The sequence below is a fragment of the Sphingomicrobium marinum genome, from assembly GCF_026157105.1.
Taxonomy (GTDB): Bacteria; Pseudomonadota; Alphaproteobacteria; order Sphingomonadales; family Sphingomonadaceae; genus Sphingomicrobium; species Sphingomicrobium marinum.
Map to the genome: position 1 here is coordinate 1,593,656 of NZ_JANPVQ010000001.1, position 18,368 is coordinate 1,612,023.

Here is an 18,368-nt window from a genome sequence, read left to right on the forward strand (position 1 = left end):
CCGGGCGAGGGCAACGTCCCTCGCCCACCGGCTCCCACTCGAGGGGATGACGCAATGCTGCTGATCATCATTGCACTGGGACTGGCCCTGTTGGTGGGCGGCGTATGGATCGCCATCAACTCCAACGGTCCGTCCAAGACGTTCAAGCGCCGTGTCGCTCAGATGCGCGATCGCCACAGCGAAGGCGGCGCGCTCAAGGCCAGTGCACAGATGCAGATCCGCAAGCTGATGGCCGACCGCGACAGCCGCATGGAAGGCTTCGCGACGTCGCTGATGCCCAAGCCCGAGCTGATGCGCCTGCGTCTCGAGAAGACCGGCAAGAACATTCCGCTCGCCAAGTATCTTGGCATCAATTTCGGCATCGCCGGCGTCATCACCGTGCTGATGGCGTTCAAGGGCATGCCGTTCCTGTTTGCGTTGATGTTCGGCCTGGCCGTGGGTGTCGGGTTGCCGCACCTGTGGGTCGGCATGATGATCAAGAAGCGGATGGGCCAGTTCAACCAGAACTTCCCCGATGCCATCGAACTGATGGTTCGCGGCCTGCGCTCGGGTCTGCCGATCACCGAAACGCTCGGTATCGTCGCCGGCGAAATTCCTGGCCCCGTGGGCAAGGAATTCAAGGAAGTCGCGGAAAAGATGAAGGTTGGCCGCACCATGGAGCAGGCGCTCCAGGAAACCGCCGATCGCCTCGGCACGCCCGAATTCCAGTTTTTTGTCATCACGCTGGCGATCCAGCGCGAAACCGGCGGTAACCTCGCCGAAACGCTGGCCAACCTCGCTGACGTTCTGCGCAAACGCATCCAGATGCGCCTCAAGATCAAGGCGATGAGCTCGGAATCCAAAGCCTCGGCGATGATCGTTGGCTCGCTGCCCTTCATCGTGTTCGGTCTCGTCTACATGATGAACCCCGAATACATGGAGAATTTCTTCATCGACGAGCGCCTGATGGTGGCCGGTATCGGTGGCCTCGTGTGGATGTCGATCGGCGTCGCCATGATGGCCAAGATGGTCAACTTCGAGATCTAGGGGGAAGACGATGACCACACTCACCACTTTCATCGCTGCTGCCCTGTCGATGGGCGGACCCGAACTTCTCGGTGTCGATGTCATCCTGGTTGCGACAGGCCTGGCCTTCGTCGCCATGATGGCCGTGCTTACCGCCATCTATGCCGCGACTACGGTCAAGGACCCGATGGCCAAGCGCGTCAAGGCGCTGAACGCTCGCCGCGAGCAATTGAAGGCCGGCATCGTCGCCTCGACCAACAAGCGCAAGAAGCTGAAGCATCAGAACGAAGCGGCCGACAGGGTCCGTTCGATCCTGTCCAACTTCAAGATGCTGCAGGAAGACCAGATCAAGACGACCCAGGAGAAGCTGGGTCAGGCGGGTATCCGCTCCAAGGAACTGGCCTATTTCATCATCTTCGCGCGTTTCGTGCTGCCGGTCGTGCTCGGCATCACGGCGGTCGTCCTCATCTATCTTGTCGACTATTTCCCGGAGTGGGGCTGGTTCAAGAAATATGCGACCGTCGCCGGCACCATCCTGCTGAGCTACAAGGCGCCCGATATCTGGCTTAAGAACAAGATCACCAAGCGTTCGCATGCGATCCGCAAGGGCCTGCCCGATGCGCTCGATCTCTTGGTCATCTGCGCCGAAGCCGGCCTTACGGTCGATGCCGCCTTCAACCGCGTCGCGCGCGAACTGGGCAAGGCCTATCCCGAACTGGGTGACGAATTCGGCCTGACCGCGATCGAACTGGGCTTCTTGGCCGAGCGTCGCAAGGCCTTCGAAAACCTGTCGAAGCGCGTCGATTTGGAAGCTGTGCGCGGCGTCGTGACGACCATGATCCAGACCGAGAAATATGGTACGCCGCTGGCCTCGGCCCTGCGCGTCCTGTCGGCGGAATTCCGTAACGAGCGCATGATGCGCGCCGAAGAAAAGGCCGCGCGCCTGCCGGCGATCATGACCATTCCGCTCATCCTGTTCATTCTTCCGGTGCTGTTCATCGTGATCCTTGGCCCCGCGGCCTGTGCGATCAGCGACAACTTTGTGAACCGCGCCTAACCAAGCTTCCCAGGTGGGGGGAAGGTACCGCCGTCGCCTTTCGGGGCGGCGGCGGTTTCATTTTGCGCGGCCCCTCGCCCCGTGCTAGCGATCAGGCAAACAACGGGGAGTTTTCGCATGCTCGATTTCACGCAGGACCAGTGGATCCTGGTCGGGATGGTGTTTCTGCTCGGCATCTTTGCCGGCATGTTCCTGCTCTCGGGCGGGAGCCGCAAATGGAAAGAGCGCTACCGCAACGAAGTGGAAAAGCGCGAGCGGATCGAAGCCGACTACAAGGCGGCGGAGACCGAATGGCGCGAAAAGGATTCGCTGCGCGCCGCCGCGCTGCGTTCCAAGGGCATCGATGTCGAAGCCGTGGACGACGGCGAGGAAGCGCCCCCGCCCCGCGCCTAACCTTCGATTTTACCGAAGTCGGCGACGCCATTCACCAGCTCGCGGAACCGCGCGAGCAGGCCGAGGCGTCGCTTGCGCACGTCCGCATTGTCCGCATTGACGATCACGTCTTCGAAAAAGGCGTCGATCGGCCCGCGCAGCGACGCCAGCGCGCCCATCGCGGCGGTGAAATCTTCGTCTTCCAGCGCCTGCGTCGCCACCGGCCCCGCCGTCACCAGCGCATCGGCCAGCGCGCGTTCGGCGGGTTCGAGGCTGTCATGGTCAAGCTCCGCGATGGCGTCTTCGAGACCGTCGGAGACCAGCACGAACGGATCTTCCTCGCCGGTCTGCTCAATCCTGCCGGGGATCGAACCCTCGCCTTCGAAGCCCTCTTTTTTGAGTATATTCGCGGCGCGTTTGTAGGCGGCAAGCAGGTCGGTGCCCTCCTTGGTCTCGACGAATGCTTGAAGCGCTTTGACGCGGTCCACCAACCGCACCTTGTCGCCATCCGTTTCCACGGCGACGACCGCATCGATCATGTCGTGACGGACGTTTGCTTCCCTCTGTTGAACCTTCAGGCGATCGATAAGGAAACCGCCGATGTCATGCCCTGCATCGGCACTTCCTTCCGGGTGTGACGCAGCAGCAATCAGATCACGCATCGTCACTCGCAATCCGTTTTCGAGGATTAAGGCGATGACGCCAAGAGCTGCTCGGCGAAGTGCGAATGGGTCTTTGGACCCAGTCGGCTTGAGGTCAAACTGGAAGAACGAAACCAGCGTGTCGATCTTGTCCGCCAAAGCCACCGCCACAGTCACCGGCGCAGTAGGGACGTCATCGCCCTGCCCTACCGGCTTGTAGTGATCGCGCACGGCATCGGCGATTTCGTCGCCTTCGCCTTGCGCGCGCGCCAAGTGACCGCCGACGATGCCCTGAAGCTCGCCAAATTCGCCGACCAGGCCGGTGACGAGGTCGTTCTTGGCGAGGCGCGCGGCGCGTTCGACCGTGTCGGGATCGGCGTCGACGATCTTTTCTTCGGCGAGCCAGCGCGCCAGCTTGGCGACGCGCTCGACCTTGTCGGCGACGGTGCCGAGCTTTTCGTGGAACACGATGTCGGCCAGCTGATCGCCGAGGCTCTCCAGCGGCACCTTGAGATCGTTTTCCCAGAAAAAGCGCGCATCGGAGAGCCGGGCCGCCAGCACGCGTTCATTGCCCGCCACCACCGCGGCGGGATCGCTGCTGTCGATGTTGGCGGTGCAGACGAACGCAGGCGCCAGCTTTTCGCCGTCGCGCATCACGAAATATTTCTGGTCGGCGCGCGCGGTCTTCTGGATCACCTCTTCGGGCACGTCGAGAAAGTCCGGATCGAAACGGCCGAGCAGCGGCACCGGCCATTCGGTGAGGCTGGCATTCTCGATGACGAGGCCTTCATCCTCGATCAGGTCATAACCAGCATCGGCGGCGGCTTTCGCGGCACCATCGCGGACGATCGCCTCGCGCTCTTCATGGTCCACCAGCACGTGCGCCATCTTGAGCTTTTCGACATAGTCATGGGCGCCGCCGATCGTGATCTCGCCCGGGTGATGAAAGCGATGGCCGAGCGTCGCCGCGCCGCAGCTCACACCCTCGATCTCGACCGGCACGATGGCCTCGCCATGCAGCGCGACGACGCGGTGCAGCGGGCGAACCCAGCGCAGGCTCTCGCTGCTCGCCGAGGCAGCGCCCCAGCGCATCGACTTGGGCCACGGGAAATCGCGCACGATCGCCGCAATCGCTGGGCCGAGGATGTCCACCGTCGGCTGCCCGGGTTTGTCGATGACGGCAAAATAGGTGTTGCGGCCCTTGACGTCGCGCACCTCGAGATCGTCGCGAGAAATCGCGTTTTTCCGGCAAAAACCGTCGATCGCCTGATCGGGTGCGCCCTCGGGCGGCCCCTTGATTTCCTCGCGCACGGCTTCGGTCGCGTCGGGCAGCCCTTGCGCGATCAGCGCAAGCCGCCGCGGCGTCGAGTAGGTGCGGATCGCGTCCGCCTTCAGCCCTGCCTCGGCAAGCTGCGCTTCGAAGAGGCGTTGCAAGTCACGCCGCGCCCCGACCTGCATCCGCGCCGGGATTTCTTCGGAAAACAGCTCCAGAAGGAAATCGCTCACGCCGCTTCCCCTTCAAGCTGCTTCATCCAGTCAGCACAGGCACCCTTCGCCAGATCGCGCACGCGCCCGATATAAGCCTGGCGCTCGGCGACCGAGATGACCCCCCTCGCCTGCAGCGTGTTGAAGATGTGGCTCGCCTTGATCGCTTGCTCGTATGCGGCGATCGGCACGTCGTTCTTGAGGCAGTTTTCGGCTTCCGCTGCGGCCTTGCGGAACAGGTCGAACAGCGCCTCGGTATCGGCGACCTCGAAATGATATTTGCTCATCTGCTTTTCATTTTCGAGGAACACGTCGCGGTAGGTCGTGCCATGGTCGTTGAACTTGAGGTCGAACACGTTGTCGACGCCCTGGATGTACATCGCCAGCCGCTCGAGACCGTAGGTGAGCTCGCCAGACACCGGCTTGCAATCGAACCCGCCGACCTGCTGGAAATAGGTGAATTGCGTGACTTCCATGCCGTCGCACCACACTTCCCAGCCCAGGCCCCAGGCACCCAGCGTGGGGCTTTCCCAGTCGTCCTCGACGAAACGGATGTCGTGCTTGAGCGGGTCGATCCCGATTTCTGCCAGGCTGCCGAGATAGAGATCCTGCAGGTGATCAGGGCTCGGTTTGATCATCACCTGGTACTGATAATAGTGCCCCAGCCGGTTGGGATTTTCGCCATAACGCCCGTCGGTTGGACGGCGGCACGGCTGTACGTAGGCAGCGCGCCACGGCTCAGACCCCAGTGCGCGCAGCACGGTCGCCGGGTGAAACGTGCCCGCACCCATCTCCATGTCATAGGGCTGGAGGATCGCGCACCCATGCTCACCCCAATAGCGGTGCAGCGTCAGGATCAGGTCTTGAAATGACAACATGGTGCAGCGCTTTGCGTGAGGCATGCGCAAGCGTCAAGCAAAGGTCGCATTTCCGGGGGAAAGGAAGGGTAATCACGACCGTTCGTCGAAATCTTCGCTCTAGAAATTCGGCCTTTCCGTCGGACCGCTCCAATAGATGCTGTGCATTTGCGACCACACCGCCCTTTATGCCGGGTTGCTTTTCTACCGTTACCGCTAAACAACAGTTTTGTATAACAGGAGATTATCGTGAAAAAGTTGCTTGTTACCACCGTCGCCGCGGTTGCCCTCGCTACCTCGGCCTGCGCCAGCTACGGCGAGACATATAGCGCCGCAGATAGCGCGTCCGCACTTGGCAACGTCGCCGCCGAAGGTCAGGTCGATCCGGCCATCTGGAAGCTGAACGACGAAGACACGACCGTTTACCTGCTCGGCACCTTCCACCTGCTGCCCAAGGACCTCGAGTGGCGCACCGACACGATCGACAGCGCGCTTGCCGCCTCGGACGAAATCTATTTCGAGATCGAGGACGACCTGCGCGATCCGTCGGCGATCATGCCGCTGATCCAGAGCATGGCGATCGATCCGACGCAGCCCTCGCTTGCCGAACGCATCGGGGAAGAGAACGCCGCGCGCGTCGCCGAACTGCTGACGCCGGCCGGCATTCCGCCGCAGGCGCTCAACGTCATGGAAAACTGGTTCATCGCGCTCACCCTGTCGAGCGTGACCGCGATGAAGTTCGGCTACGACACCGATGCCGGTGTGGAAATCGTCCTTCGTGGTGACGTGGACGAGCGCAACCTGCCGGTCAAAGGCCTTGAGACCGCCGAAGAGCAGCTCGGCCATCTCGACGGCATGTCGCTCGAAGCGCAGACGATGTTCCTGACGGAATCGCTGGTGCCCGAAGAAGAAATGCGCGCCACTCTCGACGGGATGCTCGAAAGCTGGAAGCGCGGCGACACCGACGGCATTGCCGCGACCTTCAACGAAGGCGCCCCGATCGGCTCCGAGGTGCGCCAGGCGCTGCTGACCAATCGCAACGCCGATTGGACGGGCGACATCGTCGAACGCATGGGCCAGCCGGGTACCGTGTTCGTCGCGGTCGGCGCGGGCCATCTGGTCGGCGACGATAGCGTCATCAACATGCTGGCCGAAAAGGGCTATGTCGCGACCCGTATCGACGATTAGGCCTAACGTCATTTCGGACAAAAGAGCGCCGCGTCGGGACTATCCCTGGCGCGGCGTTCTGCTTAGGCTCCAGCCAGTGTCATCGTCGCGAAGGACAAAGTGATCGTGCGTTTCCTCGTCGCAGCCATGCTGCTGCTGTTACCCGCTTCGCTCGCAGCGCAGGACGTCGCTCCGGACAACGAGCCGCCGATTGAAGTCGTTCTTCCGACGTCACCGCCCACACAGCCGGGCGGCGAGGTTGCTGACGCGGAAGAAGTCGACGCGCCCGTTTCCGAGCCCATCCCCGCCCCCGCAATCTGGGCGCTCGCCGATGACGATACCACGATCTATTTCTTCGGCACCATTCATGCGCTGCCTGAAGACTTTGCCTGGCGAAATGCGAAACTCGATGAAGTGATCGAGGCATCGGACATCCTCTATCTCGAGATTGCCGACGACGGGTTCGACGTCATGCGCTTCATCGGCATGCTTGGCCGGCTTGGCGTCAATCTCGACCATCCGACGATCCGCGAACGGATCGATCCCGACCTGCACGACGAATTCGACGCCGTGTTGGCGAAGATCCCGATCCCCGAAAGCGGGTTCGACAATCTCGATTCCTGGCTCGCCGCCATTCTGATCTATGAATTTACCTACGAAGAATATGCCGACAGCGAAGGTGCCGACGAGCAGTTGCAGGCCATCTTCGATGCCGACGGAAAGCCGGTGCGCAGCCTGGAAAGCGGGATAGAACATTATGGTTTCTTCGATACGCTGAGCGAAGCGGCGCAGTTGGCCTTCCTCGAAGCCATGCTAAGCGACGAGGAAGATGAAGCGGACAACTACAATCAGATGATCACCGATTGGGCGGCAGGCAATGTGATTGCATTGAACGAGGACGACTGGTTCGACGGCGTCGACCCGGCAATCGTCGCCGAATTCGACAAGGCCATCCTCGATGATCGCAATGCCCGGTGGGTGCTTGAGGCGCTGCGCCTGCTCGATGAAGAGCAGGGCACCTTCCTCATCGCCGGCGGTGCCGCACACTTCGCTGGAGAAAACAGCGTAATCGACATGCTTGAAAAACAGGGATTTTCCGTGCCCCGAATCCAGTAATGCGTGCGCCTTCTTTCCCTTGCATCAGGCCCGCTTCCTCTCTATAGCGCGCCGGTCCTTCGCCATGGTCATCCCTGGAGGCGTGGTGGGACATGACATATCCATTTGAAGGAATACGCACATGAGCGATCAGCTGACGCTGCCCGCCGAACCGCGCGAACGAGCAGGCAAGGGAGCCTCTCGTGCCCTGCGAGGCGAAGGTCGGGTCCCCGCCGTTGTTTACGGCGCCAAGAAAGATCCCATCTCGATTCACGTCGAGGAAAAGGTCCTGGTGAAGATGCTCCAGACGGGCCACTTCATGAACTCGGTTGTCGAGATCAAGGTCGACGGTGACAAGCACCGCACCCTGCCCAAGGACGTCCAGTTCCATCCGGTCACCAGCCGTCCCATCCACGTCGACTTCTTCCGTCTTGCCAAGGGCTCGAAGGTCGAAGTCAATATTCCGTGCCGCTTTATCGACGAAGAAGCCTCGCCGGGCCTCAAGCGTGGCGGCGTGCTCAACGTGGTGCGTCACGAGCTCGAACTCCTGTGCGATGCAGCCAGCATTCCCGACGAGATCGTCATCAGCCTCGATGGCCTCGACATCGGCGACAGCGTCCACTTCTCCGACATCACGCTGCCCGAAGGTTCGACCAGCGTGATCGACGATCGCGATTTCACCATCGCCGGCGTCACCGCGCCGAGCGCCATGAAGTCCGATTCCGAAGAGGAAGAGGATGAAGAAGGCGTCGAAGGCGAAGAGGGCGAAGCCGCAGAAGGTGAAGAAGGCGCCGAAGGCGAAGGCGGCGACGCCGAAGCCAAGGACGGCGAATAAGCCTTTCCTTATTGCACCTGACGAAATTGGCCGTCGCGCACCAACGGGTGGGCGGCGGCCTTTTTCTTCGCTAGAGCGCCCTGATGCAGATCTGGGCGGGGCTCGGTAATCCGGGCGACAAATATCAGGCACACCGGCACAATGTCGGCTTCATGGCGGTCGACGCGATCGCCGAAGAGCATGACTTTTCACCGTGGAAGAAACAGTTTCGCGGGTTGACCGCCGAAGGCCGCATTGGCGGCAAGAAGGTCGTGCTATTAAAGCCCCTCACCTACATGAACGAAAGCGGAGGCTCGGTTCGCGCCGCGCTTGATTTCTACAAGCTCGGCGAAGAGGACCTGACTGTCTTCCACGACGAGCTGGACCTGGCACCGATGAAGGTGAAGGTCCGCATTGGCGGCGGCCTTGCCGGGCACAATGGCCTGCGTTCGATCAACAAGCATCTGGGTCCCGATTTTCGCCGCGTTCGCATCGGCATCGGCCACCCGGGCAGCAAGGAGCGCGTCCATGGCCACGTCCTCGGCAACTATCACAAGACCGAGATCGACGACCTGGGCGCGATGCTGGTCGCGATGGCGCTGGAAGCGCATTGGCTGGCCAAGGGCGAGGACGCGCGCTTCATGAATGATGTCGCGCTACGGTGCCAGTCATGACCCGCAACCTGTTCGTCACCCCGCTTTATGAAGCCATGCTCGACGAAGACGATTTGCTCGAGGAGCTTGCCTATTCGATCCGTGTTCTCGCAGAGGACGATACGGCCGGTCGCGATTGGAGCGCTGCCAAGGGCTATAAGGGCTATACCAGCTACGCCTCGCTCAATGACCTGCCGCAGCGCGATCCTGCGTTCGCCGACCTGAAGCGCATCCTCACCCGCCACGCCCGTGCGTTTGCCAAGGAGCTGGCATGGGACGTGAAGCCCAAGCTCGACAGCCTTTGGGTAAACCTGATGAAGCCGGGCGCGCATCATAGCGCGCATATCCACCCGCACAGCATCCTGTCGGGCACGCTGTACGTCGAAGTACCGGGCAAGGCGGGCGCGATCCGCTTCGAGGATCCGCGCCACAGCCAGATGATGGCGGCCCCGATGCGCGATGACGACGCGCCCGAACATCTGAGACCCTACGTGTCGGTCGATCCGAAACCGGGCATGCTGCTATTGTGGGAAAGCTTCCTGCGCCACGAGGTAATGCCGCACCGAGGCCGCGGCGAACGCCTGTCGATCAGCTTCAACTTCGCCTGACGGTGCGATAGGGTCATCGCCGAAAGGAGCCACGCATGACCATCACCCGCCGCCAGCTTCTCGCCTCCGGTGCTGCCCTTTCGGCCGCCGCCGCCTTGCCCGCATCCGCGCAAAAGGTCGCCGCGCCGCCGCGGCTGGAAGGCAAGCGCATTCTGATTACCGGCTGTTCGTCGGGCTTCGGCAGATTGTCCGCGCTGCATTTCGCCCGCCAGGGCGCGCGCGTTGTAGCCACGATGCGCAACACGCCGCGTCCGGAGGCCGAGGAACTGCTCGATACGGCACGTAGCGAGGGCCTCGACCTTGCCGTGATGCAGATGGACGTGTTGCAGCAGAACGAGATTGACGATGTCGTCAGCGCGGTCGAGATGGATGGCGGGCTTGATGTCCTCGTCAACAATGCGGGGATCGGGATTACCGGTCCCGTCGAAGTGCAGGACGAGGAGGCGATCAAGCTCCAGTTCGATACCAATGTCATGGGCTATCACCGCGTCGCGCGCAGCTTCCTGCCGATGATGCGCGAGGCGGGAGCGGAGCAGATTTTCTTCATTTCTTCCCAACTGGGGCGCGTCATCGCACCGGGCGCAGGCCATTATTGCGCTACCAAGTTCGCGGTGGAGGCGATGGCGGAGCAGCTCGCATACGAACTGGTGCCGCACAATATCGACGTCACCATCATCCAGCCAGGCGGTTACCCGACCGAAATCTGGCAGAACCGCAACATCTACAATGCCGCGTTGAAAGAGCGCGCGGCGCAGCGTCACAAGGCGGGCTATCCCGAAATGGTCGCCGCGATGGGCAATGAGGACGGCTCAGGGCGCAGCGCCGATCCGATGGATATTCCCAATGCCATCCATCGCATAATCGCCATGCCGCCGGGCACGCGCCCCCTGCGCCAGGCCGTGCACCCCGGTAACAAGCCGCAACTCGCGATCAACAAGGTCAGTGCCGAAACGCAAGTCGGCTGGCTCGGCCAGTCAGGCCGCTGGGGCGACGCTGTCAGGGCGGTCCACAGTAGCTAGGCGCCGCAGCCGTTCCAACGCGAATACGTCGTTGAGAAAGTGGGCAATGATCGTAACGAGCAGGTTGCCCGTGAGAACGTAGATTGTTCCCAGCGCAATGCCGATTACCAGCACATAGACCACGTACGCGCGGCTGATCGGATGTAGTGCGGCAAAGATGATCGCCTGGGCAATAATTGCGGACCAGACTGGCGAGACCGTTTCCAGCCAGCCCTGCAATGCTCCGCGGAAGACGATTTCTTCGCCGATCCCTGCAACCGCACTCAACATCAGGATGATGGGCCAGGACAGCTTGAACGGTGCCTGCGCGAATAGCCGCCCCGCGCGGTGATCGAGGTCTGCCCAGATTCCGGGGAGCAGCGGCCGAGTTCCGTAGACTGCAACGATCAAGGCGATTGCTGCGACGATACCGAGCACCACGCCCTCTACCGTCAGCGCAAATCGTTCCAGCGGCCAGACACCGCTCCAGATGTGCACGACGAAGGCGAGAACGACCAGGGCCGCCTGCGGCACCAGCAGCATCGCCATTGCCTTGGCGGCCGTGGTACCTTCCGGCCAGTATTCCGGTTCCTTGTCGTCCAATCGTTCGTCCCGAGCTTGTCGAATGTGTCGACATTCTCTACCTGAGCGCCACGAGAACAACAGCCCCGCAATTTGGCACGGGGGCCAAGCAAAGAGTTTCAAGCATCATGGGTTTCAAATGCGGCATCGTCGGGCTGCCCAATGTCGGCAAGTCCACGCTTTTCAATGCGCTCACCGAAACACAGGCGGCGCAGGCGGCCAACTATCCCTTCTGCACGATCGAACCCAATGTCGGGCAGGTCGCGGTGCCCGATCCGCGGCTCGACAAGATCGCGGACATCGCCAAGTCGGCCAAGGTCGTACCGACCCAGCTCGCCTTCGTCGACATCGCGGGGCTCGTGAAGGGCGCGTCGAAGGGCGAAGGCCTGGGCAACCAGTTCCTCGCCAACATCCGCGAGGTCGATGCGATCGTCCACGTGCTGCGCTGCTTCGAGGATGACGATATCCAGCACGTGTCCAACAAGGTCGATCCCATCGCCGATGCGGACGTCGTCGAGACCGAACTGCTGCTGGCCGACCTCGAAAGCCTCGAGAAGCGCGTACCCAACGCGCAGAAGCGCGCCACGGGCGGCGACAAGGATGCCAAGATCATGGCGGCGGTACTGGGCAAGGCCCTTGACCTGCTGCGCGAAGGAAAGCCCGCGCGCCTGACCGACATCAACGACGAGGAAGAGGCGAAGCATTTCGCGCAGGCCCAGCTGCTAACCGCCAAGCCCGTCCTCTACGTCTGCAACGTCAACGAAGAAGACGCCGCGAACGGTAACGAATTGTCCGCCAAGGTCTTCGAGAAAGCCGAGGCCGAAGGTGCACAGGCCGTCATCGTCTCGGCCGCGATCGAGGCCGACATGGTCGGCATGGACATGGACGAGCGTCTCGAGTTCCTCAAGGAGATGGGGCTCGAGGAAACCGGCCTCAATCGCATCATCCGCGCCGGCTACGATCTCTTGAACCTCCACACCTTCTTTACCGCCGGGCCCAAGGAAAGCCGCGCCTGGACCGTCGAAAAGGGCGCCAAGGCCCCGCAGGCGGCCGGCGAGATCCATACCGACTTCGAGCGCGGGTTCATCCGCGCCGAAACCATCGCCTATGATGACTATGTTTCGCTGGGCGGCGAAAGCGCGGCGCGCGACGCCGGAAAGCTGCGCCAGGAAGGCAAGGACTATGTCGTCAAGGACGGCGATGTCATGTTGTTCAAATTCAACGTCTGATCGACTAGACCGGTCGCCAATCACGGTTTGAGAGTAGCGCGTATGATGTTTTTCGAAGATGTAACTGTGGGCGATACGGTCGATTACGGAAGCGTCGAAGTGTCGCGCCAGGAAGTGCTCGACTTCGCCCGACGCTACGATCCCCAGCCTTTCCACCTTTCCGACGACGCAGCGGCCATGACGCCGTTTGGAAAGATCGCCGCATCGGGCTGGCATACGGCGTCGATGGTGATGCGCCTGATGGTCGACAGACTGATCAGCGAAGGCTTCGCCGCGCTCGGGTCTCCCGGTGTTGAAGCTCTCAAGTGGCACAAACCGGTGTTTCCGGGCGATACGATCAGCGCCCGCTCCGAAGTGATCGAAAAGATTGAATCGCGCTCAAAGCCCTTCATGGGAATCGTCAAAAGCGAAGTGACGGTGACCAATCAGGATGGCGTTGTCGTCATGACGAGCCGCCCGACCATGATGGTCGCGCGCAAGCCCGCCAGCTAACCGCCGGGAAACTCCATCAGGCTCATCGCCTCGATGCCTTTATCCCGCAGCTTCGCGCTTCCCCCAAGATCGGGCAGGTCGATAATGAAGCGCGCGCCGATCAATTGGCCCCCTGCCCGCTCCACCAGCCGTGCTGCCGCCAGCGCGGTGCCGCCGGTGGCGATCAGGTCATCGACCAGGAGGACGCGGTTACCGCTGGCGATCGCGTCGACATGCATGGCGAGCCGGTCGGTGCCATATTCGAGCACATAGTCTTCGGCGATGGTGTTGCCCGGGAGCTTGCCGTCCTTACGCACGAGCAGGAGACCCGCCGACATTTCGCGCGCCATCGCACCGCCGATCGCAAAGCCCCGCGCGTCGATGGCGGCGACTAGGTCGACCTTGCCGTCCACGCTGGCGACCAAGCGGTCGATCGTCGCACGAAACCCCGCTGCATCGAGCAGCAGGGTCGTGAGATCGCGAAACTGGATGCCCGGCTTGGGAAAGTCGGGAATGGTGCGGACCAGCGCCTTCAAGTCGTCGTTGGCGCTGGTCACACGCTTAGCCTTTGACGCCGCGGCCTTCTTCGGCAGCTTCTTCCTTGGCTTCTTCGCGAAGGGCCATGTTCTCAGGATCCAGCGGACCCTTCATGGCAACATCGCGCTTCGCCGTCGCCCAGACATTGCGATAGGCGAGGAATGCGAAGATGGTCGCGAGCAGCAGGAAGATCAGCACCGCAACGCCCGTGCGCTTGCGATCGACAAGGCTGGGTTCGGCGGTCCAGATCAGGAACGCCGCCACGTCCTTGGCCATCTGCTCGGTCGTTGCTTGAGGAGCGTTCTCGCCTTCATAGGTCACGATCCCTTCGGCCAGCGGCGGTGCCATGGCGAGGTTGAGGTTCTTGAAGTACGGATTGAAGTAGGTTCCCGGGGTCGGATACGCTTCTTCGGGCAGCGGTTCACCGTCCTTGTTCGTGTACCCTTCGTGATCGGTATAACCGGTCAGCAGCGAATAGATGTAAGGGGCACCACCGCTGCGCGCCTTGGTGATCAGCGACAGGTCGGGCGGATAGGCATTGTTATTGGCCGCACGCGCCGCGATCTCGTTGGGATAGGGGCTCGGGAACGCATCAGACGGCTTGCCCGGACGCGTGCTCGGCTGGCCGACTTCGTCGATACCCGGCACGTCCTTCTGCGCCGCGATCGCTTTGACGGCTTCTTCCGAATAGCCCAGGTCTTCCAGATTACGGAAGTTGACGTACTGCAGGCCGTGGCAGGCCGCGCAGACCTGGTCGTAGACCTGGTAGCCGCGCTGCAGCTGCGCCTTGTCCCAGCTGGCAAGCACGCCGTCGGTCGTGAAGGTTACGTCCTTGGGCTTCTTGTGGAACGCATATTCCAGGTTCACCGGCGGTTCCGACGAGAAATAGGCGCGCAGATCGTTCTGGAACGACCAAAGCAGGATCAGCACGAAACCGATCCCCAGCAGGAAGCCGAAGCCGCGTACGCCGATCAGTTTGAGAATGTCACCCATGTTCGTCTCGTCCCCTTAGGCGTTGCTTTTGGCGAGCCCGTAGGGCGCGCTTTCTTCAGCTTCCCCGTGCAGCACGGAGCTCGAAATCGACTGCGGCAGCGGCAGCGGCCGTTCGATCTTCGAGATGATCGGCAGGATGATCAGGAAGTGAGCGAAATAGTAGATGGTGGCGAGCTGCATGGTCGCGACGACCGGTGCCGTCGGCACTGCGCCCCCGGCCCAGCCTAGGACCAACACGTCGATGACCAGCAGCCAGTAGAAGCGCTTGAACAGCGGGCGATAATGTCCCGAGCGCACCGGCGAACGATCGAGCCAGGGCAGCAGGAACAGGATCAGGATCGACGCGAACATCGAGATGACACCGAGCAGCTTTGCCGGGGCAATCACAATGTCAGTGAACGGGATCGACAGATCGACCGTGAAGGCTTTCAGGATGCCGTAGAAGGGCAGGAAGTACCATTCGGGCACGATGTGCGCCGGCGTCGCCAGCGGGTTTGCCTCGATATAGTTGTCGGCGTGGCCCAGCGCATTGGGCAGGAAGAACACGACGGCGAAATACGCCATCAGGAAGGCCAGCACGAACCAGCCGTCCTTCGCCGTGTAGAACGGGTGGAAGGGAAGCGTGTCCTTTTCCGCCTTCACGTCGACGCCCGTCGGGTTGGACGAGCCCGGAATGTGCAGCGCCCAGGTCTTCAGGATGACCACCGCGGCGATCACGAAGGGTAGCAGGTAGTGGAGGCTGAAAAAGCGCGTCAGCGCGGCCTGGTCGGGCGCGTAACCGCCCAGCAGCCAGATGCGCAGCGGATCACCCACTAGCGGGAAGGCGCTGAAGAAGCCGGTGATGACCTGCGCACCCCAATAGCTCATCTGCCCCCAGGGAAGCACATAGCCCATGAAGGCGGTCGCCATCATGAGGAGGTAGACGACAAGCCCCAGCATCCAGACCAGTTCGCGTGGCGCCTTGTAGGAGCCATAGAAAAGGCCGCGGAAGATATGGATATACACGACGATAAAGAAGAAGCTGGCACCGTTGGCGTGCGCATAGCGCAGCATCCAGCCGTAATTGACGTCGCGCATGATATGCTCGACCGAAGCGAACGCGCCGCCCACCGAGCTGTAATAGTGCATGGCGAGCACGATGCCCGTGACGATCTGGATCATCAGGAACACGCCGGCAAGGACGCCGAAGTTCCACGCATAGTTGAGGTTGCGCGGCACGGGATAACCCCCGCCCACCGCGCCATAGATCATCCGCGGAAGCGGCAGGCGCTCGTCGACCCAATGGCCAAGAGCGGTTTTCGGTTCATAAGGCTTGGCCCAGGCGAAGCTCATGTCTCGGTTCCTTCTCTCTAGCCGATCGTGACGACGGTATCTGAATTGAAGACGTAGTCCGGCACCGCAAGGTTGGTCGGTGCTGGGCCTTTGCGAATGCGGCCGGCGCTATCGTAGTGCGAACCGTGGCAGGGGCAGAAATAGCCGTCATAGTCGCCCTTGCTTTCGCCCGGCTTGATGCCCAGCGGCACACAGCCAAGGTGCGTACACACGCCCAGCTGGATCAGCATGTCGCGGTGACCTTCCTTAGTACGGTCGGCCAACGTTGCCGGGTCGCGCAACGCGTCGAGCGGCACCTGGTCAGCCTCAGCCATCTCGGCGTGGGTCAGCTTGCGGATGAAAACGGGCTGCTTGCGCCAGCTGGCGACGATGCCCTGCCCGGGCTGCAGCGAGGAAACATCGACCTCGATCGAGGCCAGCGCGCGCACATCGGCGTCAGGCGCCATCTGGCTGAGCAGCGGAATGACGACCGCGCCGGCTCCGACGCCCGCGAAGCTTACCGCTGCAATATTGAGAAAGTCACGACGACGAACACCGTCTTCGGTGCTGCCCTCTACCGTTTTCGTGTCTTCGGCCATGTTGGTCCTTCAACCGCTGATGACAAAAGGGCCCGAAAGAACTCCGGACCACAGGTTTGGCGCGCTGATAGCCGCGCTTTCCCCCTTTTGCCAAGGCATGATTTTGCCCGTAGCTTGAAAAGGCGCTGCGCAGCCGCCATGCCAAGCCCATGAAGCCATTGGACCAAGAACAACAAGCTACTCGCGACTGGTTCGAATCGCTGCGCGATCGGATCACATCCGCCTTCGAGGAAATCGAGCGCGAAGCGGGTTCCGACGCTGCATTTGAATATATCCCGTGGGAGCGTACCGACGAGAACGGATCGCCCGGCGGCGGCGGCGTGCGCGGCCAGATGAAAGGCAAGATATTCGAGAAGGTCGGCGTCAATGTCTCGACCGTGGGGGGCACCTTCAATCCCGATTTCGCCAAGCAGATACCGGGCGCTGAGGAAGACCCAAGCTTTTTCGCCACCGGAATCAGCCTGGTTGCACACATGGCCAATCCGCATGTTCCCGCGGTCCACATGAACACGCGATTCCTGTGCACCACCAAACGATGGTTCGGCGGCGGTGCGGATTTGAACCCCGCCATACCTTACGAGGAAGATACCGAGGCCTTTCACGCTCGCTTACGGGCCGCCTGCGCCGCGCACGATCCGACCTATTACGAAAAGTTCAAGAAGTGGGCGGACGACTATTTCTTCCTGCCGCATCGCGGCGTCGACCGCGGTGTCGGCGGCATCTTCTACGATCGCCTGTTTGCCGAAGGCGGCCTGTTCGAACCGCACTTCGCCTTCACCCGCGATGTAGGAGAGGCATTTCTCGACATTTTCCCGCAGATCGTGCGCAAACGGATGAACAGCGCGTGGAGCGAGGAAGATATGAACACCCTCCTCGATTTCCGTTCGCGCTATGTCGAATTCAACCTGCTCTACGACCGCGGCACGATCTTCGGCCTCAAGACGGGCGGAAACGTCGATGCCATCCTCATGAGCCTGCCGCCGCTGGCGCGCTGGACCTAGTCGCCGCCCGCGTCGGGAACGCTCGCGTACGCCACCGTTTCTGCCGAAAGCTGGCGGTAGATGCGCGCTACCATTACCGAATAGACCACCGTGACCGCGGCCTGCAGTAAAGTGGCGACAAGACCATAAGCCAACGCGCCAATACTCATCGGTTCGGGATCCCCGAAGATCAGCGCCAGCGCCAGGTTGGCGATCAGTCCGATTCCGCCCATGACCAGCAACGCACCAAGCGCAATCAAGAGGAAAAAGGCCAGAAGTCGCCAAAAATGCCCCTTGGTGAGATGCCAGCTTCGCTTGAGCGACTGCAGCGGGCCATGATTTTCAGCGGCGATGATAGGGGTCAGGAGGCTCAGCCGCACGGCAAGGATGATGGCGGCGATAACAATCAGCAGGACGATCAGAAGCACGGAACCAGACATGGTGGCAAGCTCGCCGCTCGAAGCCCTGCTCATGGCTTCAAGATCACCACCGCCCGTCACCACGGCCAGCAAGGCCGCCAGAACGGCGACGATGGCAAGCGCCGCCATCATGATCAGCACGGCCCCGATGGTCACCCAGAACCGCTGCAGGCCGCGGCGCAGCGCGGCACCGACGGTCGTTCCCGGAGTCAGCGCCAGATAGGAAATGGCGATCGAACCGATGATCCCGATGAGGCCACCGATAAACGATACTATGAACATGCTCCAATCGGACGCCGCATCGCTGGCCTGCGCGGTGATGTCGCCGGCGCTGGGGTCCATCATGAAGAGCAGCGTGCCGGGCAAAACAACTGTCGCCAGCGCGACCGCGAACATCAGGTTACCGTCATTCGCGATGATCGGACGGCTATCGTCCCATGCCTTGCTGATCGACAAATTCGCCACGTGATGTTCCCCCTTGTTGCTGTTTGCGGC

20 protein-coding genes are annotated in these 18,368 nt (G+C 61.7%); 12 read left to right on the forward strand and 8 right to left on the reverse strand.

The window, feature by feature from the left end; genetic code table 11:
* Positions 1-54 precede the first annotated feature (54 nt).
* From NUX07_RS08070 to NUX07_RS08080, 3 genes are all read left to right on the forward strand, one after another.
* Entirely contained in the window at positions 55-1,026 is a 972-nt protein-coding gene (locus NUX07_RS08070) for a type II secretion system F family protein (protein ID WP_265530059.1), read from the forward strand.
* 10 nt (positions 1,027-1,036) lie between these two features.
* Positions 1,037-2,062, forward strand: a complete 1,026-nt coding sequence (locus tag NUX07_RS08075; RefSeq protein WP_265530060.1) for a type II secretion system F family protein — start codon at positions 1,037-1,039, stop codon at positions 2,060-2,062.
* A 117-nt stretch (positions 2,063-2,179) separates the two neighbouring features.
* Complete coding sequence (locus NUX07_RS08080) at positions 2,180-2,455, forward strand: hypothetical protein (protein ID WP_265530061.1); 276 nt, start codon at positions 2,180-2,182, stop codon at positions 2,453-2,455.
* Here the strand turns inward: NUX07_RS08080 and glyS are convergent.
* Positions 2,452-4,581 carry a glycine--tRNA ligase subunit beta gene (glyS, locus tag NUX07_RS08085; RefSeq protein WP_265530062.1) on the reverse strand — a complete coding sequence of 710 codons (2,130 nt, stop codon included), beginning with the start codon at positions 4,579-4,581 and terminating at the stop codon, positions 2,452-2,454. The two genes, NUX07_RS08080 and glyS, sit on opposite strands and share 4 nt — an antisense overlap.
* Positions 4,578-5,438 carry a glycine--tRNA ligase subunit alpha gene (locus NUX07_RS08090; RefSeq protein ID WP_265530063.1) on the reverse strand — a complete coding sequence of 287 codons (861 nt, stop codon included), beginning with the start codon at positions 5,436-5,438 and terminating at the stop codon, positions 4,578-4,580. The genes glyS and NUX07_RS08090 overlap by 4 nt, the downstream gene beginning before the upstream one ends.
* Before the next feature lie 228 nt (positions 5,439-5,666).
* On the opposite strand from NUX07_RS08090, the gene NUX07_RS08095 reads away from it, so the two are divergent.
* The 6 genes from NUX07_RS08095 to NUX07_RS08120 all read left to right on the forward strand — a co-directional run bounded on the left by NUX07_RS08095 (position 5,667) and on the right by NUX07_RS08120 (position 10,773).
* Positions 5,667-6,605 (forward strand): TraB/GumN family protein, encoded by a 939-nt coding sequence (locus tag NUX07_RS08095; RefSeq protein WP_265530064.1) that lies wholly within the window; start codon positions 5,667-5,669, stop codon positions 6,603-6,605.
* Positions 6,606-6,710: 105 nt separating this feature from the next.
* Entirely contained in the window at positions 6,711-7,700 is a 990-nt protein-coding gene (locus NUX07_RS08100) for a TraB/GumN family protein (RefSeq protein WP_265530065.1), read from the forward strand.
* A 121-nt stretch (positions 7,701-7,821) separates the two neighbouring features.
* Positions 7,822-8,514: a 50S ribosomal protein L25/general stress protein Ctc gene (locus NUX07_RS08105; RefSeq protein WP_265530066.1), complete on the forward strand. Its 693-nt coding sequence runs from the start codon at positions 7,822-7,824 to the stop codon at positions 8,512-8,514.
* Positions 8,515-8,597: 83 nt separating this feature from the next.
* Positions 8,598-9,167, forward strand: a complete 570-nt coding sequence (gene pth / locus NUX07_RS08110) for an aminoacyl-tRNA hydrolase (protein ID WP_265530067.1) — start codon at positions 8,598-8,600, stop codon at positions 9,165-9,167.
* Positions 9,164-9,754, forward strand: a complete 591-nt coding sequence (locus NUX07_RS08115) for a TIGR02466 family protein (protein ID WP_265530068.1) — start codon at positions 9,164-9,166, stop codon at positions 9,752-9,754. The genes pth and NUX07_RS08115 overlap by 4 nt, the downstream gene beginning before the upstream one ends.
* A gap of 35 nt (positions 9,755-9,789) precedes the next feature.
* Positions 9,790-10,773 carry an SDR family oxidoreductase gene (locus NUX07_RS08120; RefSeq protein ID WP_265530069.1) on the forward strand — a complete coding sequence of 328 codons (984 nt, stop codon included), beginning with the start codon at positions 9,790-9,792 and terminating at the stop codon, positions 10,771-10,773.
* On the opposite strand, the gene NUX07_RS08125 is transcribed toward NUX07_RS08120, so the two are convergent.
* Entirely contained in the window at positions 10,729-11,355 is a 627-nt protein-coding gene (locus tag NUX07_RS08125) for a CPBP family intramembrane glutamic endopeptidase (RefSeq protein ID WP_265530070.1), read from the reverse strand. The genes NUX07_RS08120 and NUX07_RS08125 overlap by 45 nt on opposite strands.
* A 107-nt stretch (positions 11,356-11,462) precedes the next feature.
* Between NUX07_RS08125 and ychF the strand changes: the two genes are divergently transcribed.
* Complete coding sequence (gene ychF / locus NUX07_RS08130; RefSeq protein ID WP_265530071.1) at positions 11,463-12,563, forward strand: redox-regulated ATPase YchF; 1,101 nt, start codon at positions 11,463-11,465, stop codon at positions 12,561-12,563.
* 42 nt (positions 12,564-12,605) lie between these two features.
* Positions 12,606-13,055, forward strand: coding sequence for a MaoC family dehydratase (locus NUX07_RS08135; RefSeq protein WP_265530072.1), 450 nt, complete (start codon positions 12,606-12,608; stop codon positions 13,053-13,055).
* Here the strand turns inward: NUX07_RS08135 and NUX07_RS08140 are convergent.
* Genes NUX07_RS08140 through petA form a run of 4 tightly spaced genes read right to left on the reverse strand, consistent with a single transcriptional unit; the run spans position 13,052 to position 16,474 of the window.
* On the reverse strand, positions 13,052-13,591 hold the full coding sequence (locus NUX07_RS08140) for an adenine phosphoribosyltransferase (RefSeq protein WP_265530073.1): 540 nt from the start codon (positions 13,589-13,591) through the stop codon (positions 13,052-13,054). The two genes, NUX07_RS08135 and NUX07_RS08140, sit on opposite strands and share 4 nt — an antisense overlap.
* Before the next feature lie 4 nt (positions 13,592-13,595).
* Complete coding sequence (locus tag NUX07_RS08145) at positions 13,596-14,564, reverse strand: cytochrome c1 (protein ID WP_265530074.1); 969 nt, start codon at positions 14,562-14,564, stop codon at positions 13,596-13,598.
* Between the two features lie 15 nt (positions 14,565-14,579).
* Positions 14,580-15,896 (reverse strand): cytochrome b, encoded by a 1,317-nt coding sequence (locus tag NUX07_RS08150; RefSeq protein WP_265530075.1) that lies wholly within the window; start codon positions 15,894-15,896, stop codon positions 14,580-14,582.
* A 17-nt stretch (positions 15,897-15,913) separates the two neighbouring features.
* A complete protein-coding gene (gene petA / locus NUX07_RS08155) occupies positions 15,914-16,474 on the reverse strand; it encodes a ubiquinol-cytochrome c reductase iron-sulfur subunit (RefSeq protein ID WP_265530076.1) in 561 nt (186 codons plus the stop codon).
* Between the two features lie 149 nt (positions 16,475-16,623).
* Between petA and hemF the strand changes: the two genes are divergently transcribed.
* Positions 16,624-17,475 (forward strand): oxygen-dependent coproporphyrinogen oxidase, encoded by an 852-nt coding sequence (gene hemF, locus NUX07_RS08160; RefSeq protein WP_265530077.1) that lies wholly within the window; start codon positions 16,624-16,626, stop codon positions 17,473-17,475.
* Here hemF and NUX07_RS08165 read toward each other — a convergent pair.
* On the reverse strand, positions 17,472-18,338 hold the full coding sequence (locus tag NUX07_RS08165; protein ID WP_265530078.1) for a glycerophosphoryl diester phosphodiesterase membrane domain-containing protein: 867 nt from the start codon (positions 18,336-18,338) through the stop codon (positions 17,472-17,474). The two genes, hemF and NUX07_RS08165, sit on opposite strands and share 4 nt — an antisense overlap.
* Positions 18,339-18,368: the final 30 nt, after the last annotated feature.